We start from the raw sequence: 17271 nt of genomic DNA, 5'->3' as shown, positions 1-17271 counted from the left end.
ATTATAGGTCAAACCACATTTTTTCGTAATACTTAATTGTCACCTTCGGTGCATTCGGGTTTTGGTTGATCTCATTAGTGATAGGATACTCGTATCTTCTAAATAAACCATTTGACGGCGCGCCAACAGGGATTGTAAACGCAGGAATTTCCTGACCTTCAGGCCCAGACCGTCTCCATTCAGTAAACGGATCTATACCTCTATCAAACATATCTAACCAGTGTTGGTAATGTATGTTGTATAAAACAGAAGTTGGGCCGGTGGCACCTACGTAATTAGGCAGGGCTGCACTAAAATTTGTGGCAGTGGTAGCATCAACCTTGTAAAACAAACAAGATGCGTTAACTGCTGATTTTAGTAGAGTATTAGCCTTAGCGATATCTTGCGGTACACCTAAACCTCTTGCATAAACCTCAGCCTCGTAAAACAGTTGATCTTCATATGTGTATATTACCTCTGGCTGTGCAGCACTTTGCAAGGTGGTTGAAACACGAGGATGAAGTTTATCATCACCATCAGTACCTTGTTCTATACCAACGTAACGCGCAGCGGTCGCAGGTTTATCATAAAATTTAGGCAGGCGAGGATCATTCATCGGATCCATATAATCGGTCACCCATTTGATAGCGAAGAAGAAATTGATCTTACCATTAAATCTCTCTCCAATATCATATTTTGGATTTTTCTTTTGTTGAATATCCTGAAAAGGAATAAAGAAGTTATCGGCAGCCGCGGCAACCATACCACCTGCAGTTATCATCTCACCAATCTTAGTTGCAACAGACGGATCTTTATCAACCATCACCATATACGTGCGTAGCTTTAATGATTTAGCAAGTTTTTTCCACTGAGCAATGTTGCCTTTATAAAATAAATCGTAGTCTGCTATTTTAACTGTACTAGCTTCATCAAACTGGGCCAATGCACCATCAAGTGTTGAAACAACACCGCTTAAAACCTTTTGCTGAGGATCAAATTTTGGATAAGTGACATCAGATCTGAAAGCCTCAGAAAATGGCACGTCACCATAAAGCGTCGTCAACTCATAATAAACTAAAGCCAACATAACCTTACACTGTGCAGCAGCATTATTGTTTTTAGGCGTAGCCGCTTCAGCAAGTTGGATTGCTTGTTGCAAATTGTTGCCAATTGAAGTATAATAAGCTCTCCAAGGGTTACCATAAATAAGAGGATCAATTCTATATTCAGCTTCGTTTAAGCCACCGCCAGACCAGCCGGTAGGGTTATTAAAGCCATCGGCCATGGTTTGGCCAGCCAAATTTAATGGAAGACCCATGTCACCACTCGGCCTCAAGTTAACATATGAGGTTACGGCGTAAGAAAATAGCAACTTCGGGTCAAGCGTTACCGCCGCATTTGGATTTTTGTTGATGTCCAAATATTTTTTACACGACGGTAAAGCTAATATTAGTGTTAAAACACTAAATGTAATTAAAAATTTCTGTTTCATGTTTTCTAAAATTAGAACGTAAGACGTACGTTAAATCCAAAGCTTCTTGTTGATGGAATAGAGTTAAATTCAACACCCTCACCAGCACTGCCTGAACCAAAGAAGTTCACCTCAGGATCAATGTCAGGTACGTTAGAGTGAATCAACCATAGGTTTCTACCTTCAAGACCTACAGATAAACCTTTAATAAATTTGGCATATGAGTTTAATACTGTTGACGGGATATTGTAAGCAAGTCTAGCTTCCCTTAGTTTTATGTAAGACGCGTCAAATGTATTTGCTTCTGTATTACCAGTTTGGTACTGGCTCCAGTAGTCTTGCATGCTTTGTACGGGTATTGTGTTTGGTATATAGCTGGTGGTAGTGCCTACTTGGGTAACACCTTTGTCTATAAATACTTTACCGCGATTAAGCGCAGTTTCGTCAGCCAAACCACTCGTACGTAAAGATGATACAGTGTTAGAGAACACTACACCGCCCTTACGAGCGTCAACAGTAAATGCTAACTGAAATCCTTTGTAACTAAATGTGTTAGTTATACCTGTAGTATAATCTGGTGCGGTTTGGCCTAAGCGCTGATCGGTAATAGTTTTACGAAGACCGGTTGCAGGGTCAATCACAATATTACCCGCCGGGTCGCGTAACCACTTTACACCATACAAACCAATAGATTTGCCGTTTTCTGCTTTAAGAGTCAAACCACTGTAACCGCTTTGTACAGTTACTTGCTTAATTTCAGCAGGTAAGGTAACTACGTTTTTGTTTCTTGAATATCTCAATTGTAAATCCCAGGTAAATTGAGACTTAATCGGAACGATGCCTAGATTAACTTCAAAACCTTTATTAGTCAAATCACCCGCATTAATTACTTTAAATGCGTAACCGGTAGACTGAGGTAAAGGTAAAGCTAAGATTTGGTTAGAAGTTTTGCTGCTGTAATAATCAGCGTCTAAAGTAATTCTGTCATTTAAGAATCGCAAATCAATACCGAATTCAGTTGAATTTTGTGTTTGTGATTTTAGTTTATCCAAACCAGGTATAGTTGACGGGCTGGTAAAGCCTAACAAACCATTGAATGGGAAAGATGAACCAGCACTGTATTGTGCAAATACGTTGCTTGCTGCAGAATATACGAAGTCAACACGGTACGGATCAGTATCACCACCCACGTTAGCGTAACTTCCTCTTAACTTACCATATGATAACCAGTCCATTTGAGGAATCACCTTGGTGAATTCGAAAGCCAAACTTACCGATGGGTAGAAATAAGAGTTATTAGTTTTTGGTAATGTAGAGCTCCAATCATTACGTCCCGTTGCTTGTAAAAACAAGTAATCTTTATAAGTCAAAGTCAAATCTCCATAAACACCTTGAATTCTCTTTTTATTTGAGGTGTTTGACAACGTATTGGTTGCAGCGTTTGTGTAAACGTACAATTGATCAACGGTTAAACCCTGAGCATCATTTTGCTCTCTCTGGTAGTAGTTTTCATAAATTGAAGTACCGGCAATAAATTTAACATTCAGATCCTGAGTTACATTATGATTGAATGTAGCAAGGAAGTCGTTATTGATAATACGCTGATACAAGTTAGCAGTAAAGAAGTTACCGGTTAGGCCACCTATGGTACCTGGTCTTGTAACTGACTTACGGAACTCATAATAAATATCCGTACCAACGTTATCAGACAAAGTTAACCAAGGAGCTACTTTATAGCTAAAGTTAGCGCTACCATATACACGGTTATTTACCGCCCCTGTTTTGTTGTTATATAATAACCAGTATGGATTATTGCCATTACGTGCAGGAGTTAATGTATTTTGTTGCCCGGTCGCGTTTAAATAATTGTCTCTTAAAAAATTAACGTCAACCGTTCTTGGCAAACTATATATAGTTGAAGTTAGTACGTTTGAATTGTTTGAACTCTGGAATGGTAAACCATCAGTAACACTTCTAACATAGTTTACACTTGTCCTAACTTGTAAGTTTTTTAAAATAGTACGACCAGAGTTAAATGACACTGCATTTTTCACTAAACGCTCTTGCTCAATAATACCCGTTTGAATAGTGTTGGTAAAACCAAAACGGTAATCACCTTGCTCGTTACCGCCTGATAAGGCTACGGAGTTTATGTAAGTTTTACCTGTTTTATAAAATTCTTTAATGTTATTAGGGAAAGCTTGCAACTTAACGTTTTGTCCTAAAAAGTTTGGAAACGTTCTGTCTTGCACTTCGCTAATTTTTGGACCCCAACCATTTGTGTTTGCTATGTTGTAAACACCTTGGTTACCTTGCGCATAGTCATTCTGAAATTTAGGCAAAACCAAAGGGGCGTCAAATCTGGTTGAGGAGCTAAAACTTACACTACCATTGTCACCTCTTTTACCACGCTTAGTGGTAATGATAATAGCACCGTTTTTAGCCAAAGTGCCGTAAAGAGCGGCGGCGGCGGCGCCCTTTAACACAGTCATTGATTCAACGTCGTCAGAGTTAATGTCGCCTGCACGGTTACCAAAATCAACACCTGCAGTACCTTGCGGCACAGCGCTGTTAGTTGTAGCCAATTGTTGCGATGAGTTATCGATGATCAAACCGTCGATAACGAATAGCGGCTGAATGTCAGAACTTAATGATGTAGCGCCCCGAATTACGATTTTAGAACCCCCACCTACAGTACCCGATGCTTGTGTTACGTTAACACCAGCAACTTTACCTGCTAAGGCCTGTACGATGTTAGTTTCGCGGGCCTGAGTAATCTCGCTCCCTTTTACGCTCGCAACAGAGTATCCTAAGGACTTGGTTTCTCTCGTAATACCTAACGCAGTCACAACAACTTCCGTTAGTTGTTTGTTGTTCGTAGATAAGGTTACATTTATTACGCTCCTTGAATTTACAGGCACTTCCTGAGTGTCAAACGCGATAAAAGAAAATACAAGAATTGCACCCTCCGGGGCACTTATTGAGTATTTACCATTTACATCAGTAGGTGTACCAAGGTTGGTACCTTTAATTTTTACCGTTACTCCAGGCATGGGCAGGCCATCATCGCTGGCGGTAACCGTCCCAGTAACTGTACGGCTTTGTGCAAATACTTGTGTTACGCATAACACCAGAAAACACAAACTTACTAGTAGAAGTTTTTTCATGTTAAATAAATAAGATCAGTTAATAGTTAATTATTATAAAAGTAGCATTCGCTTATTTAAAACACAAATTAATTCATCAAAAAAGCGAAAATATATTTAGCACAAACGCATTTTATTCACAAAATACAATTTATTCAGTACTATGTATTGCATAATACAATTTAAAACATATATCTTTGTAGCATGATAGCAGAAAATACACAAACCCAAATGCGCAAGGGTATACTTGAGTACTGTATACTCTCCATCATCGCCCGCGATGAAACCTATGCGTCTGATATAATTGCCGAGCTAAAAAATGCGCAACTGCTTGTAGTTGAGGGTACTTTATATCCATTATTAACCCGTTTAAAGAATAACGGCTTGCTTACTTATAACTGGGTCGAGTCAACCTCCGGGCCCCCACGCAAGTACTATTCCCTGTCTGACGAAGGCCGCAAAGTGCTTGGGCAGTTGGATACTACCTGGAAAGAGTTGGCGTACGCTGTTGACACCGCAATTGGAAAAAAGAAATAATACCTACACCGCATTAATAATTATATCATGAACAAAACAATCATCATAAATATAAACGGCACCGTCTTTCATATCGAGGAGGATGCCTACGAAATACTAAAGCAATACATGACAGATGTAAAACGTCATTTCATGAACTCGGCTGACAGCCACGAGATAACTACTGATATAGAGAACCGCATTGCCGAAATGTTTTCTGACATATTGATTAAAGACAGCAAGCAGGTTATTATAGAGCAGGATGTTAAACAAGTAGTGGAGCAAATGGGTACCGTTGAAGATTTTGTAAATGCAGAATCTGACGAACCAAGCGTGGCGAGCAACCCTTTTGCCTATACCAACACGGGCTCACGTGCTTTATTTCGCGATCCTGACGATCACTTAATTGGAGGCGTTTGTTCAGGCCTGGCAAATTACTTTGACATACAGCCTATTTGGGTTAGGTTGTTGTTTGCTGTAGCAGTTGCATTTTTTGGCACCGGTATATTGTTATATGCTATACTATGGATCGTGATACCCCGCGCCCATAGCCGCGCGGACCGCATGGCTATGAAAGGCGAAAAACTGAATCTGCAAGGGTTTAAAAACAGTTTTGAAGAAGAAAGTAACTTACGTACACACATGGCCAATTTGCGCGCCGAGGCTAAGCCATTGATTTACAAGCTGCGCGACTTTTTCGGCGAATTCTTTTTTCACCTGGGGCAGTTTTTTAAAGTATCCGGCAAGGTATTGGTTAAGTTATTTGGCATACTGGTATTGCTTACCTGCCTGGGCTTTGCTATAACATTAATAGTGTTGTTGGCGATGGGTACCGTATGGGCCGATGCGAACCCCAATCTGTTTAGTTATGAGATTATGACTAACCAATATGCCAACCGCTTGCTGTTGGCAGGTTTTGTAGCGGCATTCCTCCCGCTGTTAGCTATCTTTCTTTTAACGCTTAACGCTATATTTAAAACAAGGGCAATTGACAAGTCTGTCGGTTCGGTGATATTTATAATATGGCTATTCTCTGTCGGAGTATTAGCTTACTATGGCACAAAGGTGGCGTCAGAATTTCAGTCCTCAGCCAGTTTTAACCAAACCCTAACTTTAAAACCGGCAACTAAGAACACCTATCACTTAAAGTTAAATGACATAAAATACTTTACGCACGATGACAGTGTGCGTTTAGATATGAAATCGGACTTTAAAAACATGGTAGTAACGGTTGATGGTAAAGGGATTGACGAGTTGATGCTTAGCGACGTATCTATTAACATAGAACGCAGTGATGTTGCCCAACCGATTTTGATTGAAACATTCCGCGCAAAAGGCCAACGCTTTGAAGACGCACTGCGTAACGCACGTAACACCAGCTATATATTTAGTCAAAAAGATTCGGTATTGACGTTTGACCGTTATTTACAAAAAGCACCCAACACCGGCTGGCATGATCAAAGTATTGAGCTGACGTTAAAAGTGCCATTAAATGCCGTATTGGTTATTGACGAAGATATAAACGATTATATACGTAACTATGCCAACATTGGCGAGTGCAATAAAACTAATAAGAGGCCGGAGGGCTTAAGGTCAGCAGCTTACATTATGAGTGAAACCGGTCTGGGCTGCAAGATAGATACCCTAGTGCTGCCAAAGCTTGCGCCAATTGACTCAGCCACTGTATTAAAGAAAAAATAGTGAAGACGTTTGCTATCTATGTAAGGAATATAAGCTTGCTGCTTTGCGGCGGGCTTATATTATACTTATACCTAAGTATTGCCTGGCAAAATATCCTGGCAGATAAGGATATCCGACGAAAAAATGCCATAACCAAAAGTATCGGCAGCAACGGCCGATTTTCTATCTACAGTAATGTGATCCTTAAGTTCGTTCCGGCTTTAAAAAGTCGAAATAGTTTGTAACCTTTTGGTACCCTTCTGCATCTTATAAAAAGAGGGCCAATCATTGTTTTGAAACTAATTGTCCTGAAGCAAGAATAATCCTGTTCATTAACCTAACAATTTAATAACGCAACATAAAAAAGGTAAAAGCCCTAAGGGAACAGCTATTGCCAAATTTTTACAACTATTTATCGCATGAAAACAACTTTACACAATATATATACATTACTGATTTTATTGCTGTGCACGGGAACGGCATTTGCCCAGACTTCCTCCGCGGTGTCGGGGAAATTGGTGGATGATAAAGGCGTACCAATTAGCTATGCCAGTGTGAGTCTATTAAATGCCGCCGATTCGGCCGTTGTAAAAGGCACACTGACCACTGATGCCGGCATCTACAAGTTTGATGCTGTTAAGCCCGGCAGCTATATTATAAAAGCAAATTCGGTGGGGTATACGAATGCTGCATCGGCAGTGGTTACAATGTCGGGCGACAAGGGTAGCTTCACCGTTCCGGCTATCAGCATGAAAGCGGCTTCAAAAACGCTGAATACCGTTACTATAACTTCGAGCAAACCACTGATCGAGCGTAAAATTGACCGCACCGTTATTAATGTCGAGAACAGCTTGTTGGCGGCCGGTAACAATGCGCTCGAGATATTAGAACGCGCGCCCGGCGTAACAGTTGATAATAACGACAACATTAGCCTTAAAGGCAAACAAGGTGTAATGGTAATGATCAATGATAAGCTTACCTACCTGTCTGCCACACAACTGGCGACGTTGTTACGCTCAACCGACGGGAATACGGTACAATCTATAGAGATCATTACCAACCCATCGGCTAAATATGATGCTGCGGGCAATTCAGGCATTATCAACATAAAACTTAAAAAGAACAAACAGGCCGGTACAAACGGCAGCTTAGCGGTTAGTGTAGGCAAAGCGCGTAAATGGCGGGATAATTTAAGCCTTTCGCTTAATCATAAAGAGGGCGACGTTAACCTTTTCGGCACCTTTAGCCATGGCGACAACCCGCGTTACCGCGATATGAGCATTAACCGTACTATAAAAAATGGCACAAATAATATCTATTTCGATCAGATGACGCGTATGCCATCAAAAAATAGTTACAATAGCTTTAAAATTGGGGCCGATTGGGATATAACACCTAATAATACCTTAGGCTTAGTGGTTAGCGGCTACACAGGCCCGGGCGTTGACGACAATTTTACCCGTACTAACATAGGCTCGCAGCCAGGGTTGATTGATTCATTTTTAATAAGCACCTCAATTATTAACAGTAACGGCAAAAATTTGGCTGTAAACTTTAATGACCGTTTAAAATTGGATACTGTTGGCCAAACGCTAAGCTTTGACCTTGACTATTCAAGATTTAGAAACAACAACGACGCAGAGATACTTACAAACTACTTTTTGAGTAGCGGCGGCGTACAGCATGCACCGCTTTGGTTGCGCAACCAAACCCCTGCTATAATTGATGTTTACAGTGCCAAGGCTGATTATGCAAAACCCCTAAACAAAACTATGAAGTTTGAAACCGGCGCAAAATTTAGCAGCGTAAAAACAGATAATGACCTGCGCGCGCAAATATCAAACGGTGGGCCTTTTGTGAACGATACCGCGCGGTCAAATCGATTTGTCTATACAGAGAAAATTGCTGCAGCCTACACTAATTTTAATAAACAATATACATCGGGCTCCATACAGCTGGGTTTAAGGGCAGAGTATACACAGTCTAACGGAAACCTGTTGGGCAGCACGTCTGTAAACCGCAGCTATTTAAACTTATTTCCGAGCCTGTTTTTTAATAAAACGCTAAGCCCGAAAAACGATTTGAGCTTTTCATACAGCCGCCGTATTGATCGGCCAAATTACCAAGATTTAAACCCCTTTGTGTACTATCTTGATCCGTATACCTATTCGGCTGGTAACGCGTTTTTAAAACCACAGTATACCCACAATCTGGAGTTGGCTTACAGTTACAATAAAACCGTAAATATTACCCTGGGCTATAGCCATACCACCGATGCCAGTTTAGAAATTATCATTACCCAAGGCAATAAAACTTTTCAAACAATTGCTAACGTAAAAACCCAAAAAGGTTATAGTGTAGATATCTTTTCGCCATACAGCGTGTTTAAATGGTGGACAGGTAACGTTAATTTTAATGGCTTTTACGCAGGCTTTAAATCAGCCGATTTGTATGGTGGGGCAATTGATAACGGCCGTAAAGCCTTTGTATTTAAAACCACGCAAAACCTGCTGTTTGGCAGCTATAAAGCGGAGATCATGGCCGAATATCGGTCATCACTTACCTACGGCATTTACGAGATCCGTCGCCAATATGGCGTAAGCGCCGCTGTAGGCAGGGCATTTTTCGACAAAAAAATTAACATTAAAGTTGGTTTAGATGATGTGTTTAATACCCGCCGCAATGATATAAGCAGTAACGAGCTTGCCAACAACTTTGTGATTCTGCAAAAACGAGATACGCGCTATTTTAAGTTTAACGTTACTTACAATTTCGGCAACGCCAAAATTAAACAGCGCGAACGCCGCACCGGTGCCGAAGAAGAAAAAAGCCGTGCAGGCGGGGGAAATTAATTGCAGCAAATGTTAGTAGCAATTGCAGAATTTAAGGATGTCATTGTGTGAGTAGTAAAATTACGAATGCTACTGTAAACTGACACTTTAACTGAACCCTACTTTCTTACTGCCCTACCATAAACACCGCGTTGCTAAACAGCAACTTCCCATTTTCCCAAAAGCTACGGAACAGCGGATCATCGACCAGGTAGACTACTGAGCCGCGGCCTATAGACTGCACGCCGAGCAGCATGCCGTTTTTAAGTCTTTGTTTACTGTTATCACCTACAAACCCGGCCACGTAGCCGTCTTTGCGTACGGTGCCTACATTCCAGCCATTATTGCCCAATAATTCGTAAATATCATTACTTAGCTTTAGTGTGTAATAATACCCAGGAAAACCAAAGCCCAGCGGGTGGGTATTATCCAAATCTATCTTATAAATAGCGCCCGGCACATTGGTCGTAATCGCATTGCGGATACGATTGGCATAAGCCTTTACCGATGGTTTGATTTTAGTAGTATCCACCTCTTTAGCCTTAATATCAAATCCTTTTTTGCCGGCCAGTTGCGCAACGGCATCCTGCAATACAATAAGTTTACCGCCATCGTTCACCCAACCCTGCAAACGCTCTGAAGGGAAGCCATCATAATCCCCGTTGGGGAAGATGATCACATCAAAATCACTCAGCTTGGCATAGCCGAGGTTGTTGTAATTAACTAAAGTAACCGGGTAGTTTATTTGCTTTTCAAAGTAATGCCAAACCTCGCCCATGGCTTCTGCCGATGTACTTTCGCCACTCACTAACATCACTTTGGGCGCCCGTATTAAATGCACCGATGCCGACCCAAGGTCTACACCTTTATCGACAAAGCCGCTGTTTAATGGGGTTAGCTCAACACCTGTATTGTAGGCAGTAGCCAACAGCAGGTTATCTAACCCCTTGTCAACATTGCCGGCGCGGGCAATAATTAATGATCCGGCTTCAAATTTCTTACCGCCAGCCTCAAACGCTGCTTCGGCATAGCGTACCTTAATGTTATTTTTTAAAAGCTCGGTTAAAAACTTAACGTTGGTTATCGATTGCCACTTGGCCACATAGGCATAAGCATGCATAACTGTACCGGCGGGTGGTTGCGGCGGCAAGGGTATAACGTCGGTAAGTTTGCTATTTGTAGTTTTAATTTCCTCATTAAGCCCATAGGTACGTAAGCCGTATACGTAGGGCAATGACCATGCGGTAATGTCGTATGTGTTTGAGTCGGCCACAAAAGTTTTGGGCTCAAAAAGCACATTCAGCAATACGGACTTTGGTTGATAGGCGCTGATCACGATATCGTGCTCATCAACATCAAAACGCTCTGTTTTACCGGTAAAGTAGTTGTAGCCCGCGGCGGCAACCTTTGTACCTAATGTATATTTAATGTCGTTATTTTTCAAAAAGTCGGTCAGGCTGCGTGCCTTGTCATTATTATCATTTTTAACAACGTAGGCTTTATATTGTCCGGTAGGGTTTGTGCGGCTGTTATCAAAATACTTTTTAAACTCGGCCACGGCTTTGTTTGCATTTGCCGACGCACTTTCAATTGTACTTAAGCTGTTGGAGTGGTGGTGTGTCCACCTGTCTTTTAAGGTCAGCTCATCGCCTACATGGGTTGTTATTGCCAATCCGGCGCCAATGCCGCCTTGCTCATAGGTCATCCCTATTGAGCCGTTGTATATTGGATAGGTGTCGCCGTATGATGGATACAGCAGATCAAACTCCTCTTTAGTAAAATATAGCCAGCCATTTTTATCAAAGTATTTGGCATTATTCTTTCCAATGGTAGTTTGAAACTCTTTTTGCCAGGGCGTAATGTCTTTATGAAAAGGCTCGGCAGCCGGGGCAAAGTAGTATGGCGAATTATAGCCCTGCTCATGAAAATCGACGTGTATTTGTGGCAACCAGGAGTTGTATAAAAACATGCGCGCTTTAGACTCGCGTTGCGTTTGCCAGGCCCAGTCGCGGTTCAAATCAAAATAATAATGATTTGTCCTACCTTGCGGCCATGGCTCAACATGCTCGCGTGCGGTGGGGTTGATGTCGGGCATTGCGCCTTTTGCCGAGTTATAAAAATTAACATACCGCTCGCGCCCATCTGGGTTTAAACAGGGATCTATAACAACAACCGTATTTTGTAGCCAGACCTGGGTTTTAGCGTTGTCTGTATCCACCATATCATACAAAGTCTGCATAGCGGCCTCGGTTGATGATGGCTCGTTACCGTGTACATTATAACTTAACCAAACTATGACCGGGGTGTTAGCGGGGGGTGCGGCATTAGTGACACTTTTACCTGCAGCATTATTTTCCTCTAACCCGGCAAGCGCTAAGTTATTAAAGCGAATTTCCGGGAGTTTTTTAATATTATCGGCCGACGCTATGATCATAGCAATAAGCGGCCTGCCCTCGTAAGTGGTGCCATAATCCTTATAGTCTACTTGCTTTGAGGTTACGGCTACATACTTAAAATAATCAATCACCCGTTGATGCGGCGTAAACTGTGTACCCAGATCATAGCCCAAAAACGCCGATGGCGTCATTATTTTTTGGGCCGATGCAACTAAGGCAAAACACAGGCCGACGGTAAGCAATAGTAATTTCTTAAACATACAAAGGTGAAGATAAGAGTTTTTGGCAAATTGCTATCGGCCTAAGGACAATATCACTATAGTAAATAAAAAAAGCGGCAGGTTTATGGCCCGCCGCTTTTACTATTGTTTGGATTTGTTTAATTATAAATAAAACTACCATCGCCACGGCGCTGCATATTGCGGCCGCCACGCTGCGGGGTACCGCTCCATTTTTGCAGGTTAAGACGCAGGCCAACCATAAAGTAACGGCTCAATGCGTTTGATATAGTATTGGTAGTAGCTTGCGGAGTTACACTTTGTTGTATAAAATTATTCTGTTTTAAAACGTCATACACATTAAACGTTAGTACCAGATTTTTGCGCTCCAAAAACTCCTTTTCAAAACCCGCATTGATAATTAATGGTGTGGTGTTACCACCAGTTATACCAGATATATACCTTTTAGTGGCGTCGTAATTAATTTGCCATGTTTTAAAAAAATACATTCTGCCATTAAGGCCAAATGAGGCAGTATTAAGCTGCGTTGAATTATTAACAGCAGATCCCGGCGCAGTGTTTTTAGGTACCAGCGTAGTGAAATATCTTGAAATGTCATAACCAATAAAAGGATTGACCTCAATGCTTTCCGTAGGAGTTATACGCGGACCAAAACGTTCGTTAAAACGCCAGTTTGTTTGATGAAACTGTTCATTATTACTTAAAGCCGGTGTATAGCTATATGTTATACTACCGTTTAAAGCGAGGTTAACTGCACGGTTATTTGATTGTTTAGAGATATTATACCTGCCGGTAACTGATTGAGCGCCGCTGATATTTACATAGTAAACTTCGTTAATATACCGGTACAAACTTTTTTTTGGGTCCGCATCAATATAAATAGGAATTGCTCTCTCTACTGTGTTTTGTGTTATCGAGTTTTCAACCTGGTTTGCAGTTATGCCTAACGAGAAATTAAACTTTGAATTAGCCAGATAATTATTATACTGCGCGTTTATAGAATGGGTAAATGTTGGTTTTAAGTTCGGGTTGCCTATTACAACATTATTAGGATCAGATATATCTGTAAAAGGCTGTATCTGTGTAAAATTAGGCTCCTGATTGCGACCGGTATAATTTATGGTTAAACGTTCTGTACGCGACCAAGAATATCCAAATCTAAATGAAGGGATAACCCTGAAATTACTTAGCGAAGTTTCGGCATTGGTGCCTGCGGCGGCATTAAGTTTTGTACCGCTAATGTTAAACGGAACTGCCGCTGCGCCTATAGAAAACGTCACCTTACTACCATTGTATCTATAATTCAACGTACCACGGCTATCGGTTACATTAAAATCATAAATACTACTAAACGCTGGGACGCTATACACCCTACCTTTGGCATCTACAGTGTCTTGTAAGGATATTGAACTATTATTTCGTCTGCTGATGCTGCCACTAAACTCAATCACTGAAAGGGCACTTATTGGTTCAACATACGACAATGACCCGGAAAAGTTACTGCTTACGTTATCCCTTGTAGTTAAAACGTGTATTAACGAGTCTCTCTTTAACAGATCTTCGGTAGCATCGGCGTAATTTCTAATTCTTGTATTCTGCTCGCCATCAGCCTTATTGTCTGATCGGCTTACACTTAAGTTCAATGAAAAATTCCTTCTTGCTTTTTTGAAAACGTGCAAGTACAGTGCCGATACGCCAATGCTATTAGAACTGTTTACAGTCGAATTAGTTCCTTCTCTAATCGCGTGTTCAAATAGCGTATAATAGTTGATAGTTTTGTTATAAGTGGCGTTTGAGCTGTTAGAATTGCTGTAACTAAAATTGGGGGTTATTTGCAAATAATTAGCACTATCTAAATTGATATCCATCTCCCAACTTGCGCTGTGCCCTTTGCTGTTTCTGTCTGAATTACTTTTTGTGATAAAATCACTTTTGCCACGCACACTATTGCGGAAACCGTATTGATCATTTAAAGAGTTATTATTATTAAAATTATAATTATAACTACCTATCACCTGGACGTTTTTCCCCCACTGGTCGCGATAATTCACACTTGGCGAACCGGAATGTGTAACGCCGCCACTGGCGCCGTTGCCGCCACCACCACCACCGCCGCCGCCGTTTCCGCCGTTTCCTCCGCCACCGTTGCCACCGCCACCAATACCACCACCAGCACCGGTAGATGCTACCCCTAAAACCGTGTTACGGATGTTGCCGATGATGCCTATTTGCTGATTAGCATTAATACGCTGCGCGAAGATTTGACCATTGTAACGGCCCGCGCTACCATACTGCCCGGTTATACGCGCTGTGGTGCCTACCGATTTATCGGCACGGGTGGTAATGTTTAATATTTTTGAGGGCTCACCTTCCTTTACGCCCGTACGCGCCGCCTGGTCTCCATAATCGTCAACGATCTGTATTTTTTCAACAATGTCTGCAGGTAGGTTTTGTATGGCTTGCGCCACGCTACCACCCGAATATTCTTTACCGTTTAACTTGGCACGCACAACTTCAGTTCCCTGGTGAACCAGTGAGCCGTCGGTACCAACTTCCATGCCTTCCATTTTCTTCAACAACTCATCAACTGTAGCATTCTCGCGCACTTTATAGTCGCTGGCGCGATACTCTACTGTATCCGTTTTGTAAACGATGCTTGGCGTACCGTTTATGGTTACCAAACCCAATTCTTTAGCGTTAGTTTTTAGGGTGATGGGGTCAAGCACCACGTTTTTCTTGGTATCGCTAAAGGCATATTTTTGCACAAACGGCAAAGTGCCCAGGTTATTAACGGTTACGTTAAAGGTATTACCTTTAACGCCTTTAAATATAAAAACGCCATCTTCATTGGTACCCACCGTTATGGTATCTTTTGGTGATTTTAATATCACCGAAGCGCCAACTATGGTTTCGCCTTTTTCGTCTTTTATAACCCCGCTAACGTCGCGGCTTGCCAAAGGAGCTGCAACCGCCACAGGCGTAGTTGGCTGCTGGGGGCGTATGCCGCCGCCGCCACCATTGTTGCCACCACCACCACCGCCACCGCGCTGTGCAAATGCTCCCACAGATAAGGTAAGCAGGATAGCTATAGTCAATAATTTTTTCATTGTTGTGTATATTGTTAGGTAGATAGGTTGTTATTTTTTTGCTAAAGTGTACTTGGCCCAAAAATCGCTTGGTGTAAGCAGGTCCAGAAAATCAAGCGCGTTACGCCCGCCACCACCACCAGGCCTGCCGCCACCACCGCCGCCGCCCGGAGGGCCGCCGCCGCCAAAGTTTAACTGCAGGCCATTTAGCTTTAAGTTATAGGCAAACTCTTTCGGTTTATCAGCATTTAGATTTAATGATTTCAAGGGCACAGACAACTCAAAGGTCATAGCACCGGTTTCGTCAAAATTGATAGCTGTCTTAATGCTGTGTTCGTTATAAATAGATATCACTGTATCGGTAATGTCTTTAAATCCCAATACTTTAATTGTTTTGGCCGCTAAAATGGTGCGTTGGCGTACGGTTCGCATCAATTCGGTATCGGCCGCGGCGTTGCGGTTTTCAAAACGATTACTTAGTCCACCAGCCAGTCGCTGCGGGTTTTCAATCACCGGGAAGGTAATGCTGTAACTGTCTTGCTCTTTCTTTTTGCCGTCGGTATTTATAGCCAGGCATATGCCGCCCGATATAATTTTAGCCACGGTTGTAAAATCATTTGATTTAGCTATCAAATAAAGATTTTTATCATCGTTTGACAACGTGTAAATTAACCTGGTAGACCTATTATAAGCCTGAAAATTGTTGTTCCATTCGCCAAGCTTACCGTCAATTTTTATGGGGCCTGGCGTGCGCAGGCTTGCAGCCTGTACACTCTCTAATTTCTTATAGTTAACCTCTTGCGCAAATACCTTTGCTACCAGCAACACTAATATCCCTATGGTATATAACCTTCTCATCGTAATCATTAATCGCATTATTGTTTTTTAGCCAAAGTATATTGACCCCAAAATCCGTTTGGGCTAGTTAGATCCTGAAAATCAATCCCCCCTCTGCCCGGGCCGCCGCCACCGGGGCCACCAAAACTCATTACGCGCATACCACCACCGGGGCCGCCAAAACCGCCGCCGGGAGGGCCATCGCCGCCCTCGGGCATCCTGAAGTTTAACTGCAGGCCGTTAAGTTTAATGTTGTATGCCAGCTCTTTACCATCACCTGCTTCAAGGCCCATTAGCTTTAATGGCACAGCTAATTCATAAACAAAGGCATTGTCTTTATCATAATCTATAGCAGCTTTTATTTTATAATCGTTGTAAATGGCTATCATCGAGTCCTGGATATCTTTGAAGCCCGAAACCTTGATCTCTTTAGCTCCATTGATCACCCGGTCATGCATGGCTTTAACCATCGCAGAGTCGGGTCCGGAAGCAGCACCACCCGGGCTGCCGCCTGGACCGCCAACAGTAATATTCACGATACGCGCGCCGCCAGCACCGCCGCCTGACATAGTTGCCATGCCCGGTGGCCTGCCCATGCTACGTGGTATTATTGGGTAAGTTAAGCTGTACGCATCCTGCTCTTTCTTTTTACCGGCTGTATTGATAGATAGGGTAATGCCGCCGGCCGTTATTTTAGCGTTGGTGGTAAGGTCTGATGTTTTTATTACCAGGTAAAGGTTCTTGTCGTCATTGGCCAGGGTGTAATACAAATGCGTGCTTTTATTATAGGCCTGAAAACCTTCCCATTCTCTTACCCTGCCATCAACCTTTACCGTTGATGGGGCTAAAGATGATTCGTTTTGTATATCCTTAATTTTTTTTGATGTTTCCTGGGCAAACACACAAGGCGCGGCCATCAGGAGCAGGCTTGCTAAGAGAGTAGGTTTTTTCATCGTTTTAGCTTAGTGTGCGCCGGTATTAGGTTAGGCGCAAACAAGGTTAATAATAGTAAGTGAAAGTTAAAAATAAAGTATACCACCGCGTTGTTTGTAGCGACAAAATTACCCTTTGGTGCGACCACGCAGGGCTT

10 protein-coding genes are annotated in these 17271 nt (G+C 42.2%); 4 read left to right on the top strand and 6 right to left on the bottom strand.

The genetic code is table 11. The annotated features are described in order from the left end of the window. Position 1: 1 nt before the first annotated feature. A complete protein-coding gene (locus ACFSYC_RS03560) occupies positions 2-1471 on the bottom strand; it encodes a SusD/RagB family nutrient-binding outer membrane lipoprotein (RefSeq protein WP_377123592.1) in 1470 nt (489 codons plus the stop codon). A gap of 11 nt (positions 1472-1482) precedes the next feature. Next, positions 1483-4617 (bottom strand): SusC/RagA family TonB-linked outer membrane protein, encoded by a 3135-nt coding sequence (locus ACFSYC_RS03555; protein WP_377123590.1) that lies wholly within the window; start codon positions 4615-4617, stop codon positions 1483-1485. Positions 4618-4800: 183 nt separating this feature from the next. On the opposite strand from ACFSYC_RS03555, the gene ACFSYC_RS03550 reads away from it, so the two are divergent. The 4 genes from ACFSYC_RS03550 to ACFSYC_RS03535 all read left to right on the top strand — a co-directional run bounded on the left by ACFSYC_RS03550 (position 4801) and on the right by ACFSYC_RS03535 (position 9644). Beyond that, complete coding sequence (locus ACFSYC_RS03550; protein ID WP_377123588.1) at positions 4801-5133, top strand: PadR family transcriptional regulator; 333 nt, start codon at positions 4801-4803, stop codon at positions 5131-5133. Between the two features lie 27 nt (positions 5134-5160). Then, entirely contained in the window at positions 5161-6813 is a 1653-nt protein-coding gene (locus ACFSYC_RS03545) for a PspC domain-containing protein (RefSeq protein WP_377123586.1), read from the top strand. After that, positions 6813-7037: a hypothetical protein gene (locus tag ACFSYC_RS03540; protein ID WP_377123584.1), complete on the top strand. Its 225-nt coding sequence runs from the start codon at positions 6813-6815 to the stop codon at positions 7035-7037. Before ACFSYC_RS03545 ends, ACFSYC_RS03540 begins: the two co-directional genes overlap by 1 nt. Positions 7038-7211: 174 nt before the next feature. Next, positions 7212-9644 (top strand): outer membrane beta-barrel protein, encoded by a 2433-nt coding sequence (locus ACFSYC_RS03535; protein WP_377123582.1) that lies wholly within the window; start codon positions 7212-7214, stop codon positions 9642-9644. Positions 9645-9750: 106 nt separating this feature from the next. Here the strand turns inward: ACFSYC_RS03535 and ACFSYC_RS03530 are convergent, their stop codons facing one another. The 4 genes from ACFSYC_RS03530 to ACFSYC_RS03515 form a co-directional block, all read right to left on the bottom strand. Beyond that, the gene (locus tag ACFSYC_RS03530) at positions 9751-12279 is read right to left on the bottom strand and encodes a M14 metallopeptidase family protein (protein WP_377123580.1); all 2529 of its coding nucleotides are present in this window, start codon (positions 12277-12279) and stop codon (positions 9751-9753) included. A gap of 119 nt (positions 12280-12398) precedes the next feature. Continuing rightward, entirely contained in the window at positions 12399-15365 is a 2967-nt protein-coding gene (locus ACFSYC_RS03525; protein WP_377123578.1) for an outer membrane beta-barrel protein, read from the bottom strand. Positions 15366-15395: 30 nt separating this feature from the next. Further along, positions 15396-16202 (bottom strand): hypothetical protein, encoded by an 807-nt coding sequence (locus ACFSYC_RS03520; RefSeq protein WP_377123576.1) that lies wholly within the window; start codon positions 16200-16202, stop codon positions 15396-15398. Between the two features lie 17 nt (positions 16203-16219). After that, positions 16220-17134: a hypothetical protein gene (locus tag ACFSYC_RS03515; protein WP_377123574.1), complete on the bottom strand. Its 915-nt coding sequence runs from the start codon at positions 17132-17134 to the stop codon at positions 16220-16222. Positions 17135-17271 lie beyond the last annotated feature (137 nt).

Source organism: Mucilaginibacter antarcticus (genome assembly GCF_042686155.1).
In the GTDB taxonomy this organism is placed as follows: domain Bacteria; phylum Bacteroidota; class Bacteroidia; order Sphingobacteriales; family Sphingobacteriaceae; genus Mucilaginibacter; species Mucilaginibacter antarcticus.
The sequence above is the reverse complement of the archived record's forward strand: the minus strand, read 5'-3'. Positions and strand labels throughout refer to the sequence as shown.

What these genes read in the sequence shown, in the direction of transcription:
- ACFSYC_RS03535 (WP_377123582.1), top strand. Translation starts at nt 7,212, where the DNA reads ATGAAAACAACTTTACACAATATATATACATTACTGATTTTATTGCTG.
- ACFSYC_RS03555 (WP_377123590.1), bottom strand. Translation starts at nt 4,617, where the DNA reads ATGAAAAAACTTCTACTAGTAAGTTTGTGTTTTCTGGTGTTATGCGTA.
- ACFSYC_RS03560 (WP_377123592.1), bottom strand. Translation starts at nt 1,471, where the DNA reads ATGAAACAGAAATTTTTAATTACATTTAGTGTTTTAACACTAATATTA.
- ACFSYC_RS03545 (WP_377123586.1), top strand. Translation starts at nt 5,161, where the DNA reads ATGAACAAAACAATCATCATAAATATAAACGGCACCGTCTTTCATATC.
- ACFSYC_RS03525 (WP_377123578.1), bottom strand. Translation starts at nt 15,365, where the DNA reads ATGAAAAAATTATTGACTATAGCTATCCTGCTTACCTTATCTGTGGGA.
- ACFSYC_RS03515 (WP_377123574.1), bottom strand. Translation starts at nt 17,134, where the DNA reads ATGAAAAAACCTACTCTCTTAGCAAGCCTGCTCCTGATGGCCGCGCCT.
- ACFSYC_RS03530 (WP_377123580.1), bottom strand. Translation starts at nt 12,279, where the DNA reads ATGTTTAAGAAATTACTATTGCTTACCGTCGGCCTGTGTTTTGCCTTA.
- ACFSYC_RS03550 (WP_377123588.1), top strand. Translation starts at nt 4,801, where the DNA reads ATGATAGCAGAAAATACACAAACCCAAATGCGCAAGGGTATACTTGAG.
- ACFSYC_RS03520 (WP_377123576.1), bottom strand. Translation starts at nt 16,202, where the DNA reads ATGAGAAGGTTATATACCATAGGGATATTAGTGTTGCTGGTAGCAAAG.